This is a genomic window from Methylorubrum zatmanii, from assembly GCF_014845115.1.
Classification (GTDB): Bacteria; Pseudomonadota; Alphaproteobacteria; order Rhizobiales; family Beijerinckiaceae; genus Methylobacterium; species Methylobacterium zatmanii.
This window is the reverse complement of sequence record NZ_NKUI01000051.1, coordinates 9798-26245: the sequence shown is the minus strand read 5'-3', so window position 1 is coordinate 26245 and position 16448 is coordinate 9798. Positions and strand designations below refer to the sequence as shown.

Here is a 16448-nt window from a genome sequence, read left to right as displayed (position 1 = left end):
AGTGCGCCAGACCCCTTTTTGGACGCCGATCCTGGGTCCCGATTGGACGCCGATTGACAGAGAAAGGCGCGACCCTCCGGCGTCGCCATGAGCCTTGCGTAGCGGTCGCGGGATTTCTTTGCCGAGGCAGCCTTTCGTGCAGGGTCTTCCCTATCCCTGCGGGCCTTCTCCGCTTCAACGCAGGGATTCCGGGGGCCTGACCGCGGGCAGTAGCGTTGAGGCCTTCCGTACCAAAACCGCGTTGGCTTCCCACACGTGATGCAGGTGGGGAGTTCGGCGGGTTGCCGTGAGGAAGTATCCTCGGCCCTGAACCGGTGTGAGGTCGGCTCGCGCCGCGCCTCCGTTGCGAGGCCGACCACGCCAACGACGAACTGCGGGTTCTCGTCGGCGAAGCGAGCCGCGGCGCGTTTCGCTAGCGCGTGCGCAGCGCGCTCCGTTTCGAAGGGGCCGAAACGCTCGACTGAAGGGCCTTCATCGACGTGCGCCCGCCCTATCAGCGAGCGCGAGTAATCGAATCCACGATCAACAGGCGCGACCCGAAAGATCGCCTTCGGCCTCACGGGCAGCACTGCGGTCGGGCTGCACGATTGGTCAGTCGGCGCCAGCATTCGGCTTATGGCCCGTTCGAAGCGGACCTCGTCGCTGCGCTGCTCGAACGCGGCGGCTCTCCTTGCCGGTGACGCGATCATGACCGGACGTCCCCTGGAGCGCATTCCGTCGGTTGCGCGTCAGGCATGGGGGTGCGATTGCGGGACTGGTCCTGCAGCATGGCATTCATCCGATGTGTGAGGTGGGGCTACAGGCCTCCGTCGGTGGTCCAGACCGGCGGGGGCCGCTTTGTCTCGCCTTATAGCGCGATGATGTATATTGCCCCAAAAGGGGAACTTGCGTCAACCCCTTTAAGGGAAACATTGGGCGGGGTTGCTCTGCGTCTATCCACAGGCGACAGGCCCCTACCAGACTCGACAACGCCCAGACCCCGCCTCACGATAGAACAGGACGTGAACAAATTGCAGGGGGATGCGGGTGGGGGCGAGGATCGGGACGGACGACTCCGAACTCAAGGATCTCGCCTACCTGTACGTCACCTGTGACGACTGCGGTCATCAGGGATGGTGGTCGCGGGCTCGGCTGAACCAAGCCGAGCACAAGGGCTTCCGATCGCTCCAGTCCCTGGGGAGCAAGTTCAAGTGCCGGCGGTGCGTAGATCGAGGTGGAAGCGGCCGGAACGTGAGCATCCGTCCCGTCCTTCGGGAGGATGCGGAGCAGATGGGCGGCCGTCGCTGACATCCTGCTGGACCCGGACGGCGGGGCCGTCAGCCCCCCGAAGCATCACAACGGCTGGCGGCACTGGCTTCGGCGGCGAGGCGGGCGACGGCGCTCCAATCCTCGCAGCCCGCATACCAAGCACCGAGAAGCTTGAAGCGGATCGCCCGGTCGAGGCTGTCGTTCGGCCGGCGTCGCTCGATCTCGGCGATGATCGCTTCCAAGCCGCGATGATGGTGGTCGGCGATCTCGTCCAAGAGATTCGAGGACAGGACGTCGGCCCCGGCACGCGGCGAGTTGGCCTCGTGCGTGAAGGCGAACGAAGCGGCGTCGTGCGCCTGGAACAGGCTGTAGAGACCGCCGATACTGAGCGTGCTCAGATTCTGCCGGGCGGTATCGCCGTTCGCGAGCATCCGGTCGATCGTGGCGTCGTAGCCTTTCCCCCGGACCGCAGCGATGGCGCGGGTGACGGGGCCTCCTGAAGAAGGCGTGCGGGTGCAATCGCTGGCGGATGCCATCGGGATCGGTCCTTCGATCTTGAGGGTCTCGATCCGGCGCGGTGACGTGGTTCGCGCCGGGCTGCTCTCTTTTGCCTGCGGTTGCCGACGCAAGCTCATCCAAAGAAGGTTCAACTTCACCCGAGATTGGCGGCAGCCCGTCACCGGGTAGAGATCCTGTCAGCCCGGTCGTGGGGCTGCGCCTTGCTGAAGCCCCTTCGTTTTACGCGCTCTGGCTCAGACAGTTGTCCGAAAAGTGCCCCACAGTTGGGGGGAGAATTTTGACAACTGTCGTGCGGTTTTCGGGGACGTTCCGAGGCGGCGCGGCCCGCCGCCGGGAGAATGCTCAGCTCAGCCCCCAACCGGAATAGCAGGCCGCCCGCAGTACGCTCAGTGAAGCGGTCGGTTCAGAACCTCGGCGAGCTTCACCAACCCCTTCGCCGTGACGAGCACCCGCGTGGCGACGCGCTCCCGCCCCTCGTTGTCCTGATAGAGATGATCGTCGTGCTCCAAGTAGCCGGAGCGACGCTTGTCGTCGTAGGCGAGCCAGTTCTTGTTGCCGGCCCGCTTGAAGATCCAGCGCTCCGCCTGCAGCCGTGCAAAGAGGGCGTCCCGGCCGGTGCCGAGGGTCTTGGCGGCATCCGTGATGCACATGGAGCCCTTGGCGCCCTCCAGGCGCTCCAGTTTCTTCACCTGCACACCCTGCGTGGCGATGATCTCGTCCTTCTCCGCGACCTGTTTCTGGAGATGGTCGAAGACCGCGAGCATCACCTTCGGGTCGGACGGGTCGAGGACGAACCGGGGCTGCGTCTCGCGGGCCTCCAACTCCTGCCAGCGGTCGATGATCGCAGCGCGAAGCTCGACGCTGTAGCCCGAGACGAGGATCAGGCACTCACGCTTGGGGAGATTGAAGCAGGGCTCCATCTTCGCGTTTCCGGCGCGATAGGACGATCCAAATTTGGATGGTGCCTCCCCAAGCCCGTCCAACATTTCGCGGATGTCCCGCATAACGTGAGGGTGCTTCTTTTTGGTGCGCTCGGCGATCTCCATGCTGGACATGGTGGTCGGCAGTGCTCCAAAGGTCGGGGCATGGCGGCATAGTGTGCTATGGGTTTCTTCAGCCTGAGACATGACCACTCCTATGCCTCGGGTGAGGCCTCGGTCGGCGCTGGAACGCCGGTCGGGGCCGCTTGCGTTTGAGCTTCGATAAGTTTCTCCAGATGAAAGACGATTTCAGAATTCATGGATCGGCGATTGGTCCTGGCCAAGCTTGCTATGCGCGAGCGCATTCGCGGGGGCATCCTGACCATAAACTTATCAAGGTTTCTGCTTGGGTATTGGTGAGGCACTTGATCCTCTCAGACCCGGCCGTCTAATCGGCTGGCACCGGAAAGGTGGCACTATGCCATCCTTTGGTCAACCGAAAAGTGGCACGATGCCACCATTCAGAAACAGGCACCGTGCCAGTATGGATGGAGCATGAGCGCTGACACTCCCGCCAAAGACCAGGACAAGTTCGTCCTCCGCCTCCCAGATGGCATGCGCGACCGCCTCAAGGTCGAAGCCGAGGCGAATAAGAGAAGTATGAATGCGGAGATCGTTGCCCGTTTGGATGCAACTTTAGTCACGAAAACATATCATATTGCAAGCGGCGAACGTGTTTTAGACATGGTTAACAATATTGATCCAGCCGCCCTCACTAAGGAAGAATGGAACGCGCAGTTTTCTAGATTTGCAGATACTGCGCGAAACTTAGCGGCAGTGATGGAGAAAATTGTTGAAAAAGTCGGCCTTCACCCAGAAGAAAAAGACGAAACAAAATTAGAAACGCCAAAGTCTGACTAAAAATTACATACATATGAAGTGTTATGTGCGATCATTATATCAGTTAGGCTGCAGCTAAATATCTAAAAATACAGGCAGCCCACTCTTTTATAGCTATAGCGCCATGTGCTTGGACTTGCTGCCTGCCCCACTGATTAATCTACCTGCGATCATTATTGGTCCCGCGCTACTGAGCGGCTTTGACGAAGCGCTTGGATTGCGCGAGGCCGTCGTCAGGCGTCAACTTCTCGGCGCCGAGCTTGGCGGATTTGGGACTAGCGGTTGAAGCTTTCGGCATTGGTCCGCTTCTCCTCTCAGAGGATGTTGGTTGATCAATTGGCGCATATAAGCCGACGATTTACCTGCAAACTCTCGCTCACTTTTCCGTGATCAATTCGAACAAATCAAGAACATTTGCTTAACGCATTACTAGATGTAGTGTTTTATGTTAGCCAAGCCACTGATAACGCATGGAAATTAGTGCGTTAATGGACCGCCGCAACGCGTCGATTGACATCGCCGCAGCTGGCCGTGATCCTGCGCGCGGCCCCGTGGTGGAATTGGTTAGACACAGCGGTCTTTAAAACCGAAGCCTTGCCGGGCATGCGGGTTCGAGTCCCGCCGGGGCCACGCGACTAACTCCAAGAGGTGATCCGATGGCGACCGGGAAGCAGCAGATGAAAGACCTGGAGGCACTGCGCGATCGCCTCAAGGCGCAGATCGCAGAACTACAGCAACAACTCTCCGGCGTTGAGATGGCTATACGCGTCGTGACCGGGGAGCCCACCCCGCAGGCTAGGCCGAGGGCGCCTCGGTCCAATGTCAAAACCTACATCCTCACCTTGCTTGAGGAGGCTGGAGCGCGTGGCCTGAACGCCGCCTCTGCCGTCGAGACCGCACAGTCGCGAGGTGATCAGTTGGAGCGAGGTAGCGTTTCGAGCCTGCTCAGCCGCCTCAAAAGCGATGGCGTCGTGACGTACGACGGCCAGCTATACCGCCTTTCTAAGTATGCGAGCGGCGCGTCTGGTGAGGCTCCCGACTTCACTAGTCAGAACCCGTTCCACTAAGCTTCAAGGGACAAGCCATCAGGGCACCCCTGTGAAGGCCGCCCTCTGCACCAACGAGCCTCAGAAACTGAAGGTGCAAAGAGCGGGTCATCTCCACGTAGGAGAACTCCATGACTGACGACACCGAGGTCATCTTCACGAAGTCGATCCGCCTCCGGAACGGTAAGCGGATTTTCGCCAGCCAGTACGGCTTGGAGGCATTCAGGATCAGGGTTCGTAAGAAGCCGACCCGTCCGTCTCCGAAGTCTCACTGACCAACTTGGTGGCCTGGGGCGTAAGCCTCGGGCCACTTTGGTTTTGGCGACACAACCCACTTTCGTGGGGCCTTGCCGGGACTTGCCACCAACTCCAGCCCTGACTCTACACGGAACGTGTCTGCGGTTAAGAGAATTTTGCATCAACGCAGGGCGTCGCAACGACCATCAACGCCGCTGCAATTTGCGCCGCACCTACATGCGATATGTTAATCTCTTGCCGATGATGCCTCGCATCGCCCGATCCGCCCGCTCCCTGTCACCCACACCAAGCTTCACCCGGTTGTTGTATCGAAAGTCGAACTCCGCGAGGTAGCAGTGCAGGTGCTGCTTGCCGCAGCGCCGAGGGCTCCGACGTCCGATGTCACGGGGCTATACATGATGGTTAGATCCCAATCAGCTCAGGCCACGGGATCACCCGGTGCACCCTCACGACATCCGCCTCATCAATCGGCTCCAGCTGCTCCGGCGGGTTGTGCTGCTCCAGCCGGAGCTTGCCGCTACCGCGACTGACGAGGCGCTTCACGAAGGCAGGTCCTGGCTCGCCCTCACGCTCACCGCGTAGCTCGACCACGACGTAGTCGCGCGGCGCCGGCCGGCGGTGCGGGTCCACGTAGATCGGACTTCCGTCCTCGTAGGCGGGCGCTACGCTGTCACCGACGAGATAGACGACGTAGACGTCTTTGCGGTTGGCGATGCCGGGCGGCCTCGGCGCATGATCGATCAGTTGGCCGTTGAAGCTGAAGTCGCCGCCGTCGCCGCCGGAGCCGGTGCCGTACACCGGCACGTTCCGCGGTCCCCTGAAAACGCCCGGATCCACCGATTCGGCATGATCGGGAATGGTCGCGTTCGGCTGTGGTAGCGTCGGGACGGGTGTTTGCCGATCACCCGCGGCGCTCGCCACCTCGCCGATGACACGGCTCGGCGGCACCGCGAACGCCCTGGCAGCCAAGGCGATGGTCCGCTCAGTCAGGCCGCGCTCGCCGCGCTCAAGCTTGATGAACTGCCCGCGCGACACACCCATTGCGGCGGCCGCCTCCTCGTGCGTCCAGCCGCGCTCAAGCCTGAGTTCTCGAAGGGCGTTCCCCATGAGGGGAGAGATGACCCGTAACGGGCCTGCTTGTCCTGTCCCTTTCTGGGGTTGACTATCTTTCCCTTTAAGGGAAATATGCTCGCCCATGAAGCTCATCGACTACATGCGCGCCGAAAAGCTGGACGACTTGACCATGGCGCGGCGCGTCGGTGGGATCACCCAGCACTGCATCCGCAAGCTCAAGTACGGCGAGCGCGGCCCGTCGCTCCAGACGGCCATCCGCATCCACGAAGTCACTTCCGGCATCGTAGGTCTGACCGAATGGCCGAGGAAGCGTGTGGGCTGCGCTCCCGATACCACCGAGCCGCGGAGCGTCGCATGAGCACTGCTCCCTCCATGGCGCGCCACCGGATGCAGGCTTCCCCCTCCCCGCTTGCGGAAGGGGTGCCATTCGAATGCACGGAGAGGTTTCGTCCGCTCTCGTTGACGGAGAGGGGGAAAGTCGAACCGGTGGTGTTGGAACGACTGAGGGGTTCGGTGGGCCTCAGCTCCATCGAACCGGGGTCATGCTACTTTTTCGCCCCAGCCGGCGCTCTGCTCCGCCAGCGCCGCGAACGCCCTGCCCATCTCCGACATCGCGCGCGGTACGACCTCCAGCGTCGTCACGTCCTTCACATCGAACGTGACGTGAACCTCCAGGGAGCAGTTCGGCCGGGCGCAGTTGAAGCGGACCTCGAAGGTCTCGACTACGCCGTTGCCGTCGACCTCCATCTCGCGGTCGACGCTTTCCAGCTCGACGGAGAACATCTCCTCGTTCTCGGACATTCCGCCCTCCCCTCAAGCGCCCAATTGGATCAGAGCGCGGCCGATCGCTCCGAGCAACGCCGCCGACTCCGTGCCGCCCGGCGTGCGCCCGTGTCCGTCGAGGCGGTTCGCCAGCCGCTCCAGCACCTCGTCGCGGTCCAGCCCCGGCATCACGGCCACCAGATCCACCATCATGATCGCCAGCGCTTCGCCGAGCGGCTTCAGCCGCGGCGGTGCGCCGTCGGGCGGAGGTGATCCAGCCATGTGGCTCAAGGACTGGATGACCCGCGAAGGCATGTCCGATTCCGAGATGGCCGAGCGCATCGGCGAGATCTCGGCCGAGGCGGTGCGCAAGCTCCGGTTTCGGACGCGCGGTCCCTCCATCCGTGTCGCGGCTCGGATCGAGGCGGTGACGGCCGGTGCCGTGCGTGCCGTCGATCTGGCGCCGGTGAAGCGTCCCGTGCGTGCTGCGGAGGTTTCGGCATGACCGGTCCGTCCGCCATGTTCTCGCCGGCCAATGCCGATGTCGCTTTCGGTGAACCGACGACCGCCCGTTCCTGCCAGAGCATCGCGGCCGTCGGCACCCGTTCCTTCGTGACCACCCGTTCCGTGTCTCACCTGCCGGTCTCCCGTCGCTGTGGTCGATCTGTTTCGACCACGGGAGGGTTTGCGTGTCTGGCAAAAATCTCTTGCAGCGGATGACCGTCGTGAATGCCGCCCTGAGCAATCGAGCCATCCTGGCCCGCGATCTCGCCCAATGGCTGGAGGATCGGGAGGCGTCGTCGGGTGCCTCCCGCACCATCGCCCGTGCGGCTCTGGAGCGGCGTCACGGCATTCCCCGCGGCGTATTCTGGTCCGCACGCCACCGTGTCCGGGAGAGCCTGGGCCGGTGGCTCGACCACCTGATCGAGGCACGCGTCCAAGCTGTTCGGAGTGAAGTGCATGAGCTTGAGACGACGCTGGCGGCTGCTCGGGCTCTTGGTCGACCTGATCTCGAATCTGAGATCGCGGCGGCGGAGGCTGATCTCGCGCATGCGCGGGAACGCCTCGCCTCCATCCGTGACCAAGCCCGGTCCTGAGGAGCGGCCATGACGATCCTCGCCACCTACGCCCGCGCACCGCCGTAGCCGACGCCACCGGCTGATCGCCGGTTCGCCACCCTCCCCCATTCGCCCCGACACGGCGCTCCTCGAACCTCGGAGCTTTGGCCGATGCTGAATCACGACCTCAGACGACCTGTCATCGAGCGGGTGAAGGCCTACCGGACGCACCTGTTCGAGCGGTGGGTCGAGGCCAAGCGGCACGCCGCGCAAAGCGACGACTCCGCCGACCATCAAGCCGTGGCCGAGGCCTACACCCGGTTCATGCGCGCTCACCTCGTCCCGAACGAGCAGGCGCATCTCGAACTGGAAGACGAGGTCGCCCGCCTCACGGTGGAGAATCGGGGCTTGCGCGAACGGCTCGGCGAGGCCGGCCATGCTTGAGGCCGATGATCTTCCCACCGTCGATCAGGAACGCCTGGAGCGCCTTGTCACGTGGCACCAGAACGTCGCCCAGCGCGATGGCAATCTCGCCCTCGGCCTGGAGGCAGAAGGGCTTGAGGAGGCCGCCCGCCGCAACCGTGTGCGCTCCGAGGCTCACCGGGAAACCGCGCAGCTACTGACCCTTCTCCGGCACCGGCCGGCATCGACCGTGGGCGTGTTCCGCGGCCACCTCACGCCGAAGCGGCCAGCCCGCATCCGCGCACCGCCCTGATCGCTCCCGGTACGGCCCGACCAACCTCCCCGCCCCGAACTCTCTCGCCGGCCGCGCTCGCGGTTTCCGGAACGGTGTCGCCATGCCCGATCACAAGCACCCACCGTCACCCGAAAACGAGGACGGTTACTGCCTGCATCCATCCCAGGTGCCGGACTTTCCGCGCACCAGGGCATGGATCGATCAACTGCGCTGGTGCGTCGCGGTGATGGATGCCAACGACCGCGATCTTGGCTTCGCGGCCAGCCTGCTCTCTCACGCTGTCGATCGCGGCGGGCTCACCGACAAGCAGTTCCGCTACGCCTCGCGGCTGGTCGAGCGCGTCCATGCTCTCTGGCTTGCCGATGTCTTAGTCTGCCAGCGCCGCCCTTCTGAGACCGCGCCACAGGCCGCCTCCCTCTCGACCATGATTCCGAAGGGGCAGGCCTGACATGGCGCGAATCCGTTCCATCAAGCCCGAGTTCGCACAGTCGGAAACGATCGGCGCGCTCTCTCGCGATGCCCGCCTGCTGTTCGTGCAGCTCTGGACCATCGTGGATGATGCCGGGAGGGCTCGCGCAAACTCGCGAGTCCTCGCGATGACGCTCTACCCCTTCGACGACGACGCGCTGAACCTCATCGAGGGTTGGCTGCAAGAACTCGAAGGTGAGGGGTGCATTCGTCGATACCTCGTCGAGGGCAAGCCCTATCTCGATATCCCTAAGTGGTTGACGCATCAGAAGATTGACAGACCGAGCAAATCGAAACTGCCCGAATTCGTCGAAACCTCGCGAGGGCTCGCGAATGATCGCGAACGCTCGATGCTGGATAATAGATCTATGACCTTGGACCCTGGACCTAGGACCAGGGAACAGAACCTAGCCGCAGAGACGGTGAACGAGGGAACCTCCCCCGCGTACGTAGGCGCACGCGAGGGGCGGGTTCCGACCGACGACGACCTGAGCGATTTCGAGCCCGCGGCTTGGGACGACCCCCGCCAGTTCGGTCGCGACCGGGCTGTGGGAGGCGCCCGATGAGCCGGGAGCTTCGTCCGCACCAGACCCGGATCATCGAACGGCTGCGCCAGTCGCTCGCCTCCGGTCGCCGCCGTCCGATGGTCCAAGCTCCGACAGGTGCGGGCAAGACCGTGGTGGCCGGTGCGATCGTGAAGGGCGCCCGGTCGAAGGCGAAGCGGGTGCTGTTCGTGGTGCCTGCGATCGCGCTGATCGACCAGACCGTGCGCTCGTTCTACGCCGAGGGCATTCGCGACATCGGCGTGATCCAGGGCAACCACTCGATGACGGATCCGGCCGCTCCGGTGCAGGTCGCCTCGATTCAGACCCTGCAGCGCCGGGCGATCCCGCCCTTCGACATCGTCGTGATCGACGAGGCCCATCGCTGGTTCGAGATGCTGGGCCCGTGGATGTCCGCGGAGGACTGGCAGGACGTTCCGTTCGTCGGGCTCTCGGCGACGCCTTGGACCAAGGGGCTGGGCAAGCACTACGACGACCTGATTCAGGTCACCACGACGGCCGAGCTGATCGAGGCCGGCTACCTCTCGCCATTCCGGGTCTACGCCCCGTCCCACCCCGATCTGGCCGGCGTCCGCACCGTGGCCGGCGACTACCACGAGGGCGACCTCAGCAAGGCGATGAACAAACCCGAGTTGGTGGCCGACGTGGTGACGACCTGGCGCCGGCAGGGGGAGGATCGGCCGACCTTCGTGTTCGCGGTCGATCGCGCTCACGCCAAGCGCCTGCAGACTGAATTCGAGGGATCTGGCATCACCTGCGGCTACATCGACGCCTACACGAAGCCCGACGAGCGCGAGGCCCTGTTCCAGCGCTTCACGGCTGGTGAGCTGCGCGTGATCGCCAGCGTCGGCTGCCTCACGACGGGCGTGGATCTGGACGTGCGCTGCATCGTCCTGGCGCGGCCGACCAAGTCCGAGATGCTGTTCGTGCAGATCATTGGGCGGGGCCTGCGGATGCCCGACCCACACCCGATCTACGGTCCAAAATCCGACTGCAAGATTCTCGACCACAGCGACACGCATTTGCGGCTCGGCTTCGTCACCGACATCCACCACGATGCTCTCGACGACGGTCGCGGGCGGCAGAGGCAGGAGGCTCGGGAGCGACCCGTGTCGCTGCCGAAGAAGTGCCCCTCCTGCACCTTCCTGAAGCCGCCGAAGACCCCGACCTGCCCCGCCTGCGGCTTCAAGCCAGTGAAGCAGAGCGAAATCCGCTGCGAGGAGGGCAACCTCGTCGAACTGAAGCGCGAGCGGGTGAAGGCCAAGGCCGAGGAGAAGATCGCGCTGTTCGGCCAGCTCAAGCTCTACGGGCGGCGCCGCGGCTACGCCCCTGGCTGGGCGGCGCACCAGTTCAAGGAATTCACCGGCGTCTGGCCGAACCGCTACCAGCACGCACCGGAACGTGAACCGGAGCGACGCATCCTCAACTGGTTGAAGTCCAAGCAGATCGCCTCGGCCAAACGGAGGACCGCCTGAGCATGCTCGTGCCGTTGCGAGACCGCGCCCGCGATCGATGGGCGAGCCTGCTGCCGATGATCGGCGTGGACAGCCAGTTCCTGTCCGGCCGCAAGAACGGCCCCTGTCCGATGTGCGGCGGCAAGACCCGCTTCCGCTTCGACGACAAGGAGGGCCGCGGCACCTGGATCTGCAATCACTGTGGGGCCGGTGATGGTATCGACCTCGCCATGCGGGTGCTCGGTATCGACTTCCGCGAACTGGCCGAGCGGCTGGAGCCGCTGATCGACGACGCCCCCGTCATGCCGTCGGCGGCAGAGCGCTCGCCTGAGGAATGTCGCTCAGCCCTGAACCGTCTGTGGTCCGAGGCCCGTCGGATCCAGCCTGACGATGCCGTCGGTCGCTACCTCAAAGCTCGGCTTGGGCTGGCCACGTTCCCGCGCTGCCTGCGGATGGTGGACCATCTCCGCTATCAGGACGACGTCCCATCGTACCATCCGGCCATGGTTGCCAAGGTGTCCGGTCCCGACGGGGAAGCAGCTACGCTCCACCGGACCTACCTGACCCACGATGGCCGTAAGGCAGCGGTCGAGATCCCGCGCCGATTGATGCCGGGCAAAGTACCGGATGGCGCTGCCGTCCGCCTGTCCCCGCCGGCAGAAAGGCTCGGGATCGCGGAGGGCATCGAGACGGCGCTCGCCGCATCGCGCCTGTTCAACATGCCGGTTTGGGCAGCCACGAACGCGACGATGCTGGCGAAGTGGCAGCCGCCGGACTGCACGCGCGAGGTCATCGTGTTCGGCGATGCCGATCGCGCCTTCGGTGGACAGGCTGCAGCCTACGCACTCGCTCACCGCCTCGCGGTCAGGGATCGTGTGGTGTGCGTCGAGCTACCGCCGCAGATCGGCACCGACTGGGCCGACGTGCTGGAGGCCGAATTGAGCGCCAAGTCCGCCCGTCGGTTCGAGATTGTAGCCTGAGGAATTGGTCAGAGAGGCGATATGAACCGAGCGGGCAAGAAGCAGCGTGAGAGAGCACGGAAGCAGCGCAGGGCCGAGCGCAAGGCGGCAGGAGTGCCGGCGGCCAAGGCAAGTGTCGCTGCGCCTGTGCTGGGCGCTGCGGCGGTGAAGATCGATCCGGCCTTGTCCTGGCACATCGCCCGAACCTTGCCGCGCATGGATGAGCGTGCGCTCAAGGCGCTGAAGGAGGCGCAGGTCGATTGGTATCAGCCCCGCACCTCAGAGGTCGTTGTACGCCGAGGCCGGCGCGTGGTGCGCTCCACGCCCCTGCTGATGCGTACGGTGTTCATCGGCGTGCGGGATGTCGATCATCTCGCTCAGGCGCGTTCCCAACCCGGTGTGTCCGAGATCGTCTCGCATCCGGAGCCGGAGAGCGGGCCCGAGGGAAACATCGCGTCCCTGGTCATGCGCCCTGCCCGTCTCGATCCTGACGACCTGCAGAGGCTGGCGGATCGGCTTGCCGAGGCTGAGATCGTTCAGCCGACGGGCATCAGCGTCGGACAGAGCGTACTGGTTCGCGAAGGGCCGTTCGCGAGCTTCCCCGGTATCGTGGACGATATTCTGCCGAACGACCGCATCAGGGTATGCGTAAGCCTCTTCGGGCGCATGTCGCCCATAGTACTGGACATTGCGCAGGTTGCGGGCATCTAGTATATCTCGGAAGTCGCCGCTTAACTCTCCCTGATGGGATCGACGTGGAGCCGCGACGGAGACGGGCAGCACCGCTTCTCCACTTTGGAGGCTGGTCCTCCTGGCTGTGCCCTCTGAGGGCACGACTTCACTTCACCTTTCACGACGCGGCGTAGAGCAGCCCGGTAGCTCGTCAGGCTCATAACCTGAAGGTCGTCGGTTCGAATCCGACCGCCGCAACCATTTCACCAATCGGCCAGCGCAGGGCGCAAGCGGGTCTCCAAAGCCCGCGATCAGGGTTCGACTCCTTGGGCCGGCGCCAATCAGCGAGGTCTCGGCATGGCGGACTGGCAGAACGTCGAGACCGCCCCGAAGGATCGCAAGGTCGATCTCTGGGCCAAGATCTGGCTGCCTGAAAGCGACCGCTTCGTCGGTGACCGTTTCCCCGACTGCCGGTGGGATAGCGGCGACAGCCAGTGCAATCGCTCGGCATCGTGGAGCGGCCTGCCGAAGGGCTGGCGGGCGACGCAGTGGATGGAGCGGCCGGAGGCACCGGAGGGTGCGCCGGTGCGGCAGTGACCGACGACGAGTGGAGGCCGACCGGCCGCACCCGCCTGCGCGGCCTATGGTTCGGCCTACTGGCCTACGAGGTCGAAGAGACCCGCATGGTCAACACGTGGATGCCCGGCGCTCCGCACAGCCCGATGAACTGGCGCCCGACCTACCGGTGGCGTCGGGTCAGGTTCGGCGGGGTGATCGACCTGCAGGGCACGGTGCCGGGCAAGCGGATCGCGGCGCACCTCGATCAGCAGGCAGCGGCAGGCAGGTAGGGGCATGGTGCCCCGCCCCTCGACCGTCAGGGCCCCTGGGGGCTCCGAACGTATACGGGTGGTCGGGGCCCCGACAGTTTCTAGCGCCGAACTCCGAAAACCCGGTAACAGGGTAACAGGTAACAGCGCCCATGGCCGAAAAGAGCAGGGCAAAATTCCTAAGCCAAGCCGAGTTTGCACGAGCCCGCGGTGTGTCGCGGAAGACGGTAACAGGCTGGAAGCAAAAGGGTCTTCTCTCCCTCGACGCTGAGGGGCGCGTTGACGTCGAAGCCACCGAGTGGAACCTCGATCAGCGCCCGGCGACCTATCGAGGCGGTGTTACCCACCGCCCTGTCCGAGGCAGGGACGGTAACAACGCCTCCCACGCCGAGGCCAAGCCGAAGGCCGCTCAGAAACCGACCCCGCAGCCGAAGGCGCGGCCCGCCCCGGACCTATCAACCGAGGAGCGGGGCGGCGAGGACGACGACGGGGCCGAGGTCGATTGGGACGACCCGAACCTGTCGCTGGCCCAAGCCGCGCAGCGGAAGGAGAACTATCTCGGCCTGCTGCGGAAGCTGGATCATGCGGTCAAGCAAGGCTTGCTCGTTGATCGCCCCGCTGCTGAGGCCGCATTTTTCGAGGAGGCTCGCGCCATCCGCGACGCCCTGATCGCGTGGCCGGCGCGCGTGTCGATCGAGATGGCCGAGGAGATCCGGATCGACCCGGCCACCGGCAAGGCCGATGCCCGCGAGCTGACCCAGGTCTTAGCCGCCCATGTCAACACCTTCCTCGCCGAACTCGGCGAGCCCTCAGTGCGCATGCGAGGCGTCGGCCCGCGCGGGTTGGAACTCCATCCAGAAGACGTGGCCGCGCTCGCGGCGCAGACCGGGCGCAGCCTCGCCGCCGTCCTGAACAAGGACACGCAGGGCCCGACCACCGTCGTCATCGGCGATCTCGTTGAGGTGCAGGAGACCTATGTCGCCCGCTCGGCGATCCCGAGCGATGCCGACCACGTGCAGATCGAGATGGTGGCCGACGACGCCCGCGTCTGGCAGCTGCTCGACGAGCAGGTGATCGCACCGGCACCGGTCAACGCCGACAACCTCGCCGAGCCGCTGATCCCGCAGATCTCGGTCCTGCATGCGCGCTGCCAGCGCCTCGAAACCGGCATCGTGGTGGTGTGGGGCGTCTCGACCACGCGCGGCGCCCGCGCCTACGAGGCCGATATCTCCTACGATGCCGGCGGCACCTGGGAGGTGCTGTCGCCTTTGGGCCCGGCATCGAGCGGCAGCGCGCCGATGCGCCAGTGCGATATTCCGGTGACGGTCCGCGCCCGTGCCTTCGGGCGCACGGGGCTGCCGGGCGATTACGTCAGCACGACCTTCACGACGGTGGCGCCTGTCGTCGACGGCGCCCAGACCGAGATCGTGCGGCTGCCGCCCATCGACTATGCCGGCCTGACGCAGGATGTCCGCAACCGGATCGACTACATCCTGTCGGTCGAGGCCTATGCCATCGGCGTCGCCGCGCAGGCTCGCGCCGACTTCCTCGCCGCCGATGGAAAGGCGCAGGATGCCCTGAACCGGGCCCTGGAAAGCCTAGGCAACGATGCGGTCAATGCCGCTGCGATCCTCCGAGAAGAGAAAACTCGAACCGACGAGACGAGCGCGCTCGCCTATTCCCTCGAAGTCGCCGTAGCCAAATCGAACGACAACGCCGCGGCGATCCTTCGAGAGGAGACGGCTCGCACTACCGCCGTGGAAGCGGTCGCAACCAGTTTGGAGTCGGTGCGGGCCCAGACCGCGAGCAACAGCGCGGCGCTCACCGCCGAGCAGACCGCCCGCGCCGATGGTGACAGCGCCAACGCCTCATCGATCAGCGGCCTGCGCGCCGACGTGAACACCCACGTCTCGAACCTCTCCGGCTTCATCGTCGACGAGCGGCAGGTTCGCGCCGATGGTGACGGGGCGTTGGGCCGCCGGATCGATACCATCGGAGCAATCGTGGACGGCTACGCCGCCCTGATCGTCACCGAGCAGCAGGCCAGGGCGGACGGGGACAGCGCCCAGGCGCAACGGACAGACCTGCTGATCGCACAGACCAACAGCGACCGCAGCTTTCTCCAAGGCGTCAGCGCGCAGGCCGATGCAGACCGGATTTTCCTCCAGAACCTGAAGACCCAGACGGATGCGGACCGGGCCTATTTCCTGAGCGAGCAGACCGCCCGCATCAATCAGGACAGCGCCTTCGCCCAACAGATCCAGGCAGTCGTTGCTCAGTCCAACGGCAACACCGCAGCGGTCTCGCGGATCGATAAGTCGATCTCGGACATCTACACCGCTCAGGCCAGCACAAACATCGATCTGTATGCCCGGTCCGACGCGGGCACCGCCTTTGGGCGATTCTCGATGCAGGCGGCCTCATCCGTGCCGGGCGGCGTGACGGCACGGCTTCAGGCGTTGCTCGCTGCGGACCGAAACGGCCAGACCTACGGCGCGGGCATGGTGTTCGATCTGATGAATGATGGCACCAGCCAGATCCGCTTCGATGCGGACAGGTTCTTCATTACCTCCGGCGGCTCTTCTTCTCCAGTGTTCTCGCTCGTCAATGGCGTACTGATGGTTCCGACCATCCGGCTTACCTCTGGCAATTTTCTTCCGGGCAGTGTCTCACAAAGCAATAGTGGCTACACCGACGGCGAAAGTATTGCTCAATTTGGCATCACTACCCGACCGGGTGAGGCTGTTGTCATATTGGCGGAGAGCAAGGGGGCTCCCACAACACCGGTCCCCCCTGGTCAGGAAGGCGTGCTCCGGATCTCGCGCGATGGAACGCCACTGCGGGACAAGGCCGCCAATCTTTACGCACTCAGAGGAACGGACGGAAACATCTCGTTCCAGACCCTGGCGAACACGTCTTCGTACAGAGATTACCCGCCTCCGGGCTATCATGTTTATCAGGTGATAAACACCAACAACCAGCCGGGCGTAGGATATACATACTTCGCGATTACGGGTTCTTAG

22 protein-coding genes, 2 tRNA genes and 1 pseudogene are annotated in these 16448 nt (G+C 64.4%); 18 read left to right on the top strand and 7 right to left on the bottom strand.

The genetic code is table 11. The features are described 5' to 3' along the window. Positions 1 to 1316: 1316 nt before the first annotated feature. The 3 genes from MZTS_RS07505 to MZTS_RS25660 all read right to left on the bottom strand — a co-directional run bounded on the left by MZTS_RS07505 (position 1317) and on the right by MZTS_RS25660 (position 3112). Positions 1317 to 1784, bottom strand: coding sequence for a hypothetical protein (locus MZTS_RS07505; protein ID WP_192282950.1), 468 nt, complete (start codon positions 1782 to 1784; stop codon positions 1317 to 1319). Positions 1785 to 2153: 369 nt separating this feature from the next. Further along, the gene (locus tag MZTS_RS07500; protein WP_281397013.1) at positions 2154 to 2813 is read right to left on the bottom strand and encodes a phage antirepressor KilAC domain-containing protein; all 660 of its coding nucleotides are present in this window, start codon (positions 2811 to 2813) and stop codon (positions 2154 to 2156) included. 89 nt (positions 2814 to 2902) lie between these two features. Beyond that, on the bottom strand, positions 2903 to 3112 hold the full coding sequence (locus tag MZTS_RS25660) for an Arc family DNA-binding protein (RefSeq protein WP_378738643.1): 210 nt from the start codon (positions 3110 to 3112) through the stop codon (positions 2903 to 2905). Between the two features lie 130 nt (positions 3113 to 3242). On the opposite strand from MZTS_RS25660, the gene MZTS_RS07490 reads away from it, so the two are divergent. The 3 genes from MZTS_RS07490 (at position 3243) to MZTS_RS07480 (ending at position 4908) form a co-directional block, all read left to right on the top strand. After that, positions 3243 to 3608: an Arc family DNA-binding protein gene (locus MZTS_RS07490; RefSeq protein WP_192282944.1), complete on the top strand. Its 366-nt coding sequence runs from the start codon at positions 3243 to 3245 to the stop codon at positions 3606 to 3608. A 635-nt stretch (positions 3609 to 4243) separates the two neighbouring features. Beyond that, complete coding sequence (locus MZTS_RS07485) at positions 4244 to 4654, top strand: hypothetical protein (RefSeq protein WP_192282942.1); 411 nt, start codon at positions 4244 to 4246, stop codon at positions 4652 to 4654. A gap of 110 nt (positions 4655 to 4764) precedes the next feature. Then, positions 4765 to 4908, top strand: coding sequence for a hypothetical protein (locus MZTS_RS07480; protein WP_192282940.1), 144 nt, complete (start codon positions 4765 to 4767; stop codon positions 4906 to 4908). 195 nt (positions 4909 to 5103) lie between these two features. Here MZTS_RS07480 and MZTS_RS07475 read toward each other — a convergent pair. Beyond that, a pseudogene (locus MZTS_RS07475) lies at positions 5104 to 5253 on the bottom strand (IS1595 family transposase); the annotation flags it as partial. Between the two features lie 40 nt (positions 5254 to 5293). Beyond that, the gene (locus tag MZTS_RS07470; protein ID WP_192282938.1) at positions 5294 to 6088 is read right to left on the bottom strand and encodes a LexA family transcriptional regulator; all 795 of its coding nucleotides are present in this window, start codon (positions 6086 to 6088) and stop codon (positions 5294 to 5296) included. Here MZTS_RS07470 and MZTS_RS07465 point away from each other — a divergent pair. Then, complete coding sequence (locus tag MZTS_RS07465) at positions 6087 to 6323, top strand: hypothetical protein (RefSeq protein ID WP_192282936.1); 237 nt, start codon at positions 6087 to 6089, stop codon at positions 6321 to 6323. The two genes, MZTS_RS07470 and MZTS_RS07465, sit on opposite strands and share 2 nt — an antisense overlap. 182 nt (positions 6324 to 6505) lie before the next feature. Here MZTS_RS07465 and MZTS_RS07460 read toward each other — a convergent pair whose 3' ends face one another. Together MZTS_RS07460 and MZTS_RS07455 are read right to left on the bottom strand one after the other, a co-directional pair. Beyond that, complete coding sequence (locus MZTS_RS07460; RefSeq protein ID WP_192282934.1) at positions 6506 to 6766, bottom strand: hypothetical protein; 261 nt, start codon at positions 6764 to 6766, stop codon at positions 6506 to 6508. A 12-nt stretch (positions 6767 to 6778) separates the two neighbouring features. Continuing rightward, a complete protein-coding gene (locus MZTS_RS07455; protein WP_192282956.1) occupies positions 6779 to 6940 on the bottom strand; it encodes a hypothetical protein in 162 nt (53 codons plus the stop codon). Here MZTS_RS07455 and MZTS_RS07450 point away from each other — a divergent pair. The 14 genes from MZTS_RS07450 to MZTS_RS07385 all read left to right on the top strand — a co-directional run bounded on the left by MZTS_RS07450 (position 6939) and on the right by MZTS_RS07385 (position 16448). After that, the gene (locus tag MZTS_RS07450) at positions 6939 to 7232 is read left to right on the top strand and encodes a helix-turn-helix domain-containing protein (protein ID WP_246482035.1); all 294 of its coding nucleotides are present in this window, start codon (positions 6939 to 6941) and stop codon (positions 7230 to 7232) included. The genes MZTS_RS07455 and MZTS_RS07450 overlap by 2 nt on opposite strands. A gap of 211 nt (positions 7233 to 7443) precedes the next feature. After that, a complete protein-coding gene (locus MZTS_RS07445) occupies positions 7444 to 7824 on the top strand; it encodes a hypothetical protein (protein ID WP_192282952.1) in 381 nt (126 codons plus the stop codon). A 132-nt stretch (positions 7825 to 7956) separates the two neighbouring features. Beyond that, positions 7957 to 8229 (top strand): DUF837 domain-containing protein, encoded by a 273-nt coding sequence (locus MZTS_RS07440; protein WP_192282932.1) that lies wholly within the window; start codon positions 7957 to 7959, stop codon positions 8227 to 8229. Further along, positions 8222 to 8500, top strand: coding sequence for a hypothetical protein (locus MZTS_RS07435; protein WP_192282930.1), 279 nt, complete (start codon positions 8222 to 8224; stop codon positions 8498 to 8500). Before MZTS_RS07440 ends, MZTS_RS07435 begins: the two co-directional genes overlap by 8 nt. 82 nt (positions 8501 to 8582) lie before the next feature. Next, positions 8583 to 8930: a hypothetical protein gene (locus tag MZTS_RS07430; protein WP_192282928.1), complete on the top strand. Its 348-nt coding sequence runs from the start codon at positions 8583 to 8585 to the stop codon at positions 8928 to 8930. Between the two features lies 1 nt (position 8931). Beyond that, the gene (locus tag MZTS_RS07425; RefSeq protein ID WP_192282926.1) at positions 8932 to 9516 is read left to right on the top strand and encodes a hypothetical protein; all 585 of its coding nucleotides are present in this window, start codon (positions 8932 to 8934) and stop codon (positions 9514 to 9516) included. Next, positions 9513 to 10988, top strand: a complete 1476-nt coding sequence (locus MZTS_RS07420) for a DEAD/DEAH box helicase (protein ID WP_192282924.1) — start codon at positions 9513 to 9515, stop codon at positions 10986 to 10988. Before MZTS_RS07425 ends, MZTS_RS07420 begins: the two co-directional genes overlap by 4 nt. A gap of 2 nt (positions 10989 to 10990) precedes the next feature. Continuing rightward, a complete protein-coding gene (locus tag MZTS_RS07415) occupies positions 10991 to 11947 on the top strand; it encodes a DUF7146 domain-containing protein (protein WP_192282922.1) in 957 nt (318 codons plus the stop codon). A gap of 21 nt (positions 11948 to 11968) precedes the next feature. Continuing rightward, the gene (gene nusG / locus MZTS_RS07410; RefSeq protein WP_192282920.1) at positions 11969 to 12637 is read left to right on the top strand and encodes a transcription termination/antitermination protein NusG; all 669 of its coding nucleotides are present in this window, start codon (positions 11969 to 11971) and stop codon (positions 12635 to 12637) included. Positions 12638 to 12782: 145 nt separating this feature from the next. After that, a tRNA-Met gene (locus tag MZTS_RS07405) sits at positions 12783 to 12859 on the top strand. 12 nt (positions 12860 to 12871) lie between these two features. Continuing rightward, positions 12872 to 12938 (top strand) — tRNA-Trp (locus MZTS_RS07400). Positions 12939 to 12955: 17 nt separating this feature from the next. Next, a complete protein-coding gene (locus MZTS_RS07395) occupies positions 12956 to 13195 on the top strand; it encodes a hypothetical protein (RefSeq protein WP_192282918.1) in 240 nt (79 codons plus the stop codon). Then, a complete protein-coding gene (locus MZTS_RS07390) occupies positions 13192 to 13446 on the top strand; it encodes a hypothetical protein (protein ID WP_192282916.1) in 255 nt (84 codons plus the stop codon). The genes MZTS_RS07395 and MZTS_RS07390 overlap by 4 nt, the downstream gene beginning before the upstream one ends. A gap of 131 nt (positions 13447 to 13577) precedes the next feature. Beyond that, positions 13578 to 16448, top strand: coding sequence for a phage tail tip fiber protein (locus tag MZTS_RS07385; RefSeq protein WP_192282914.1), 2871 nt, complete (start codon positions 13578 to 13580; stop codon positions 16446 to 16448).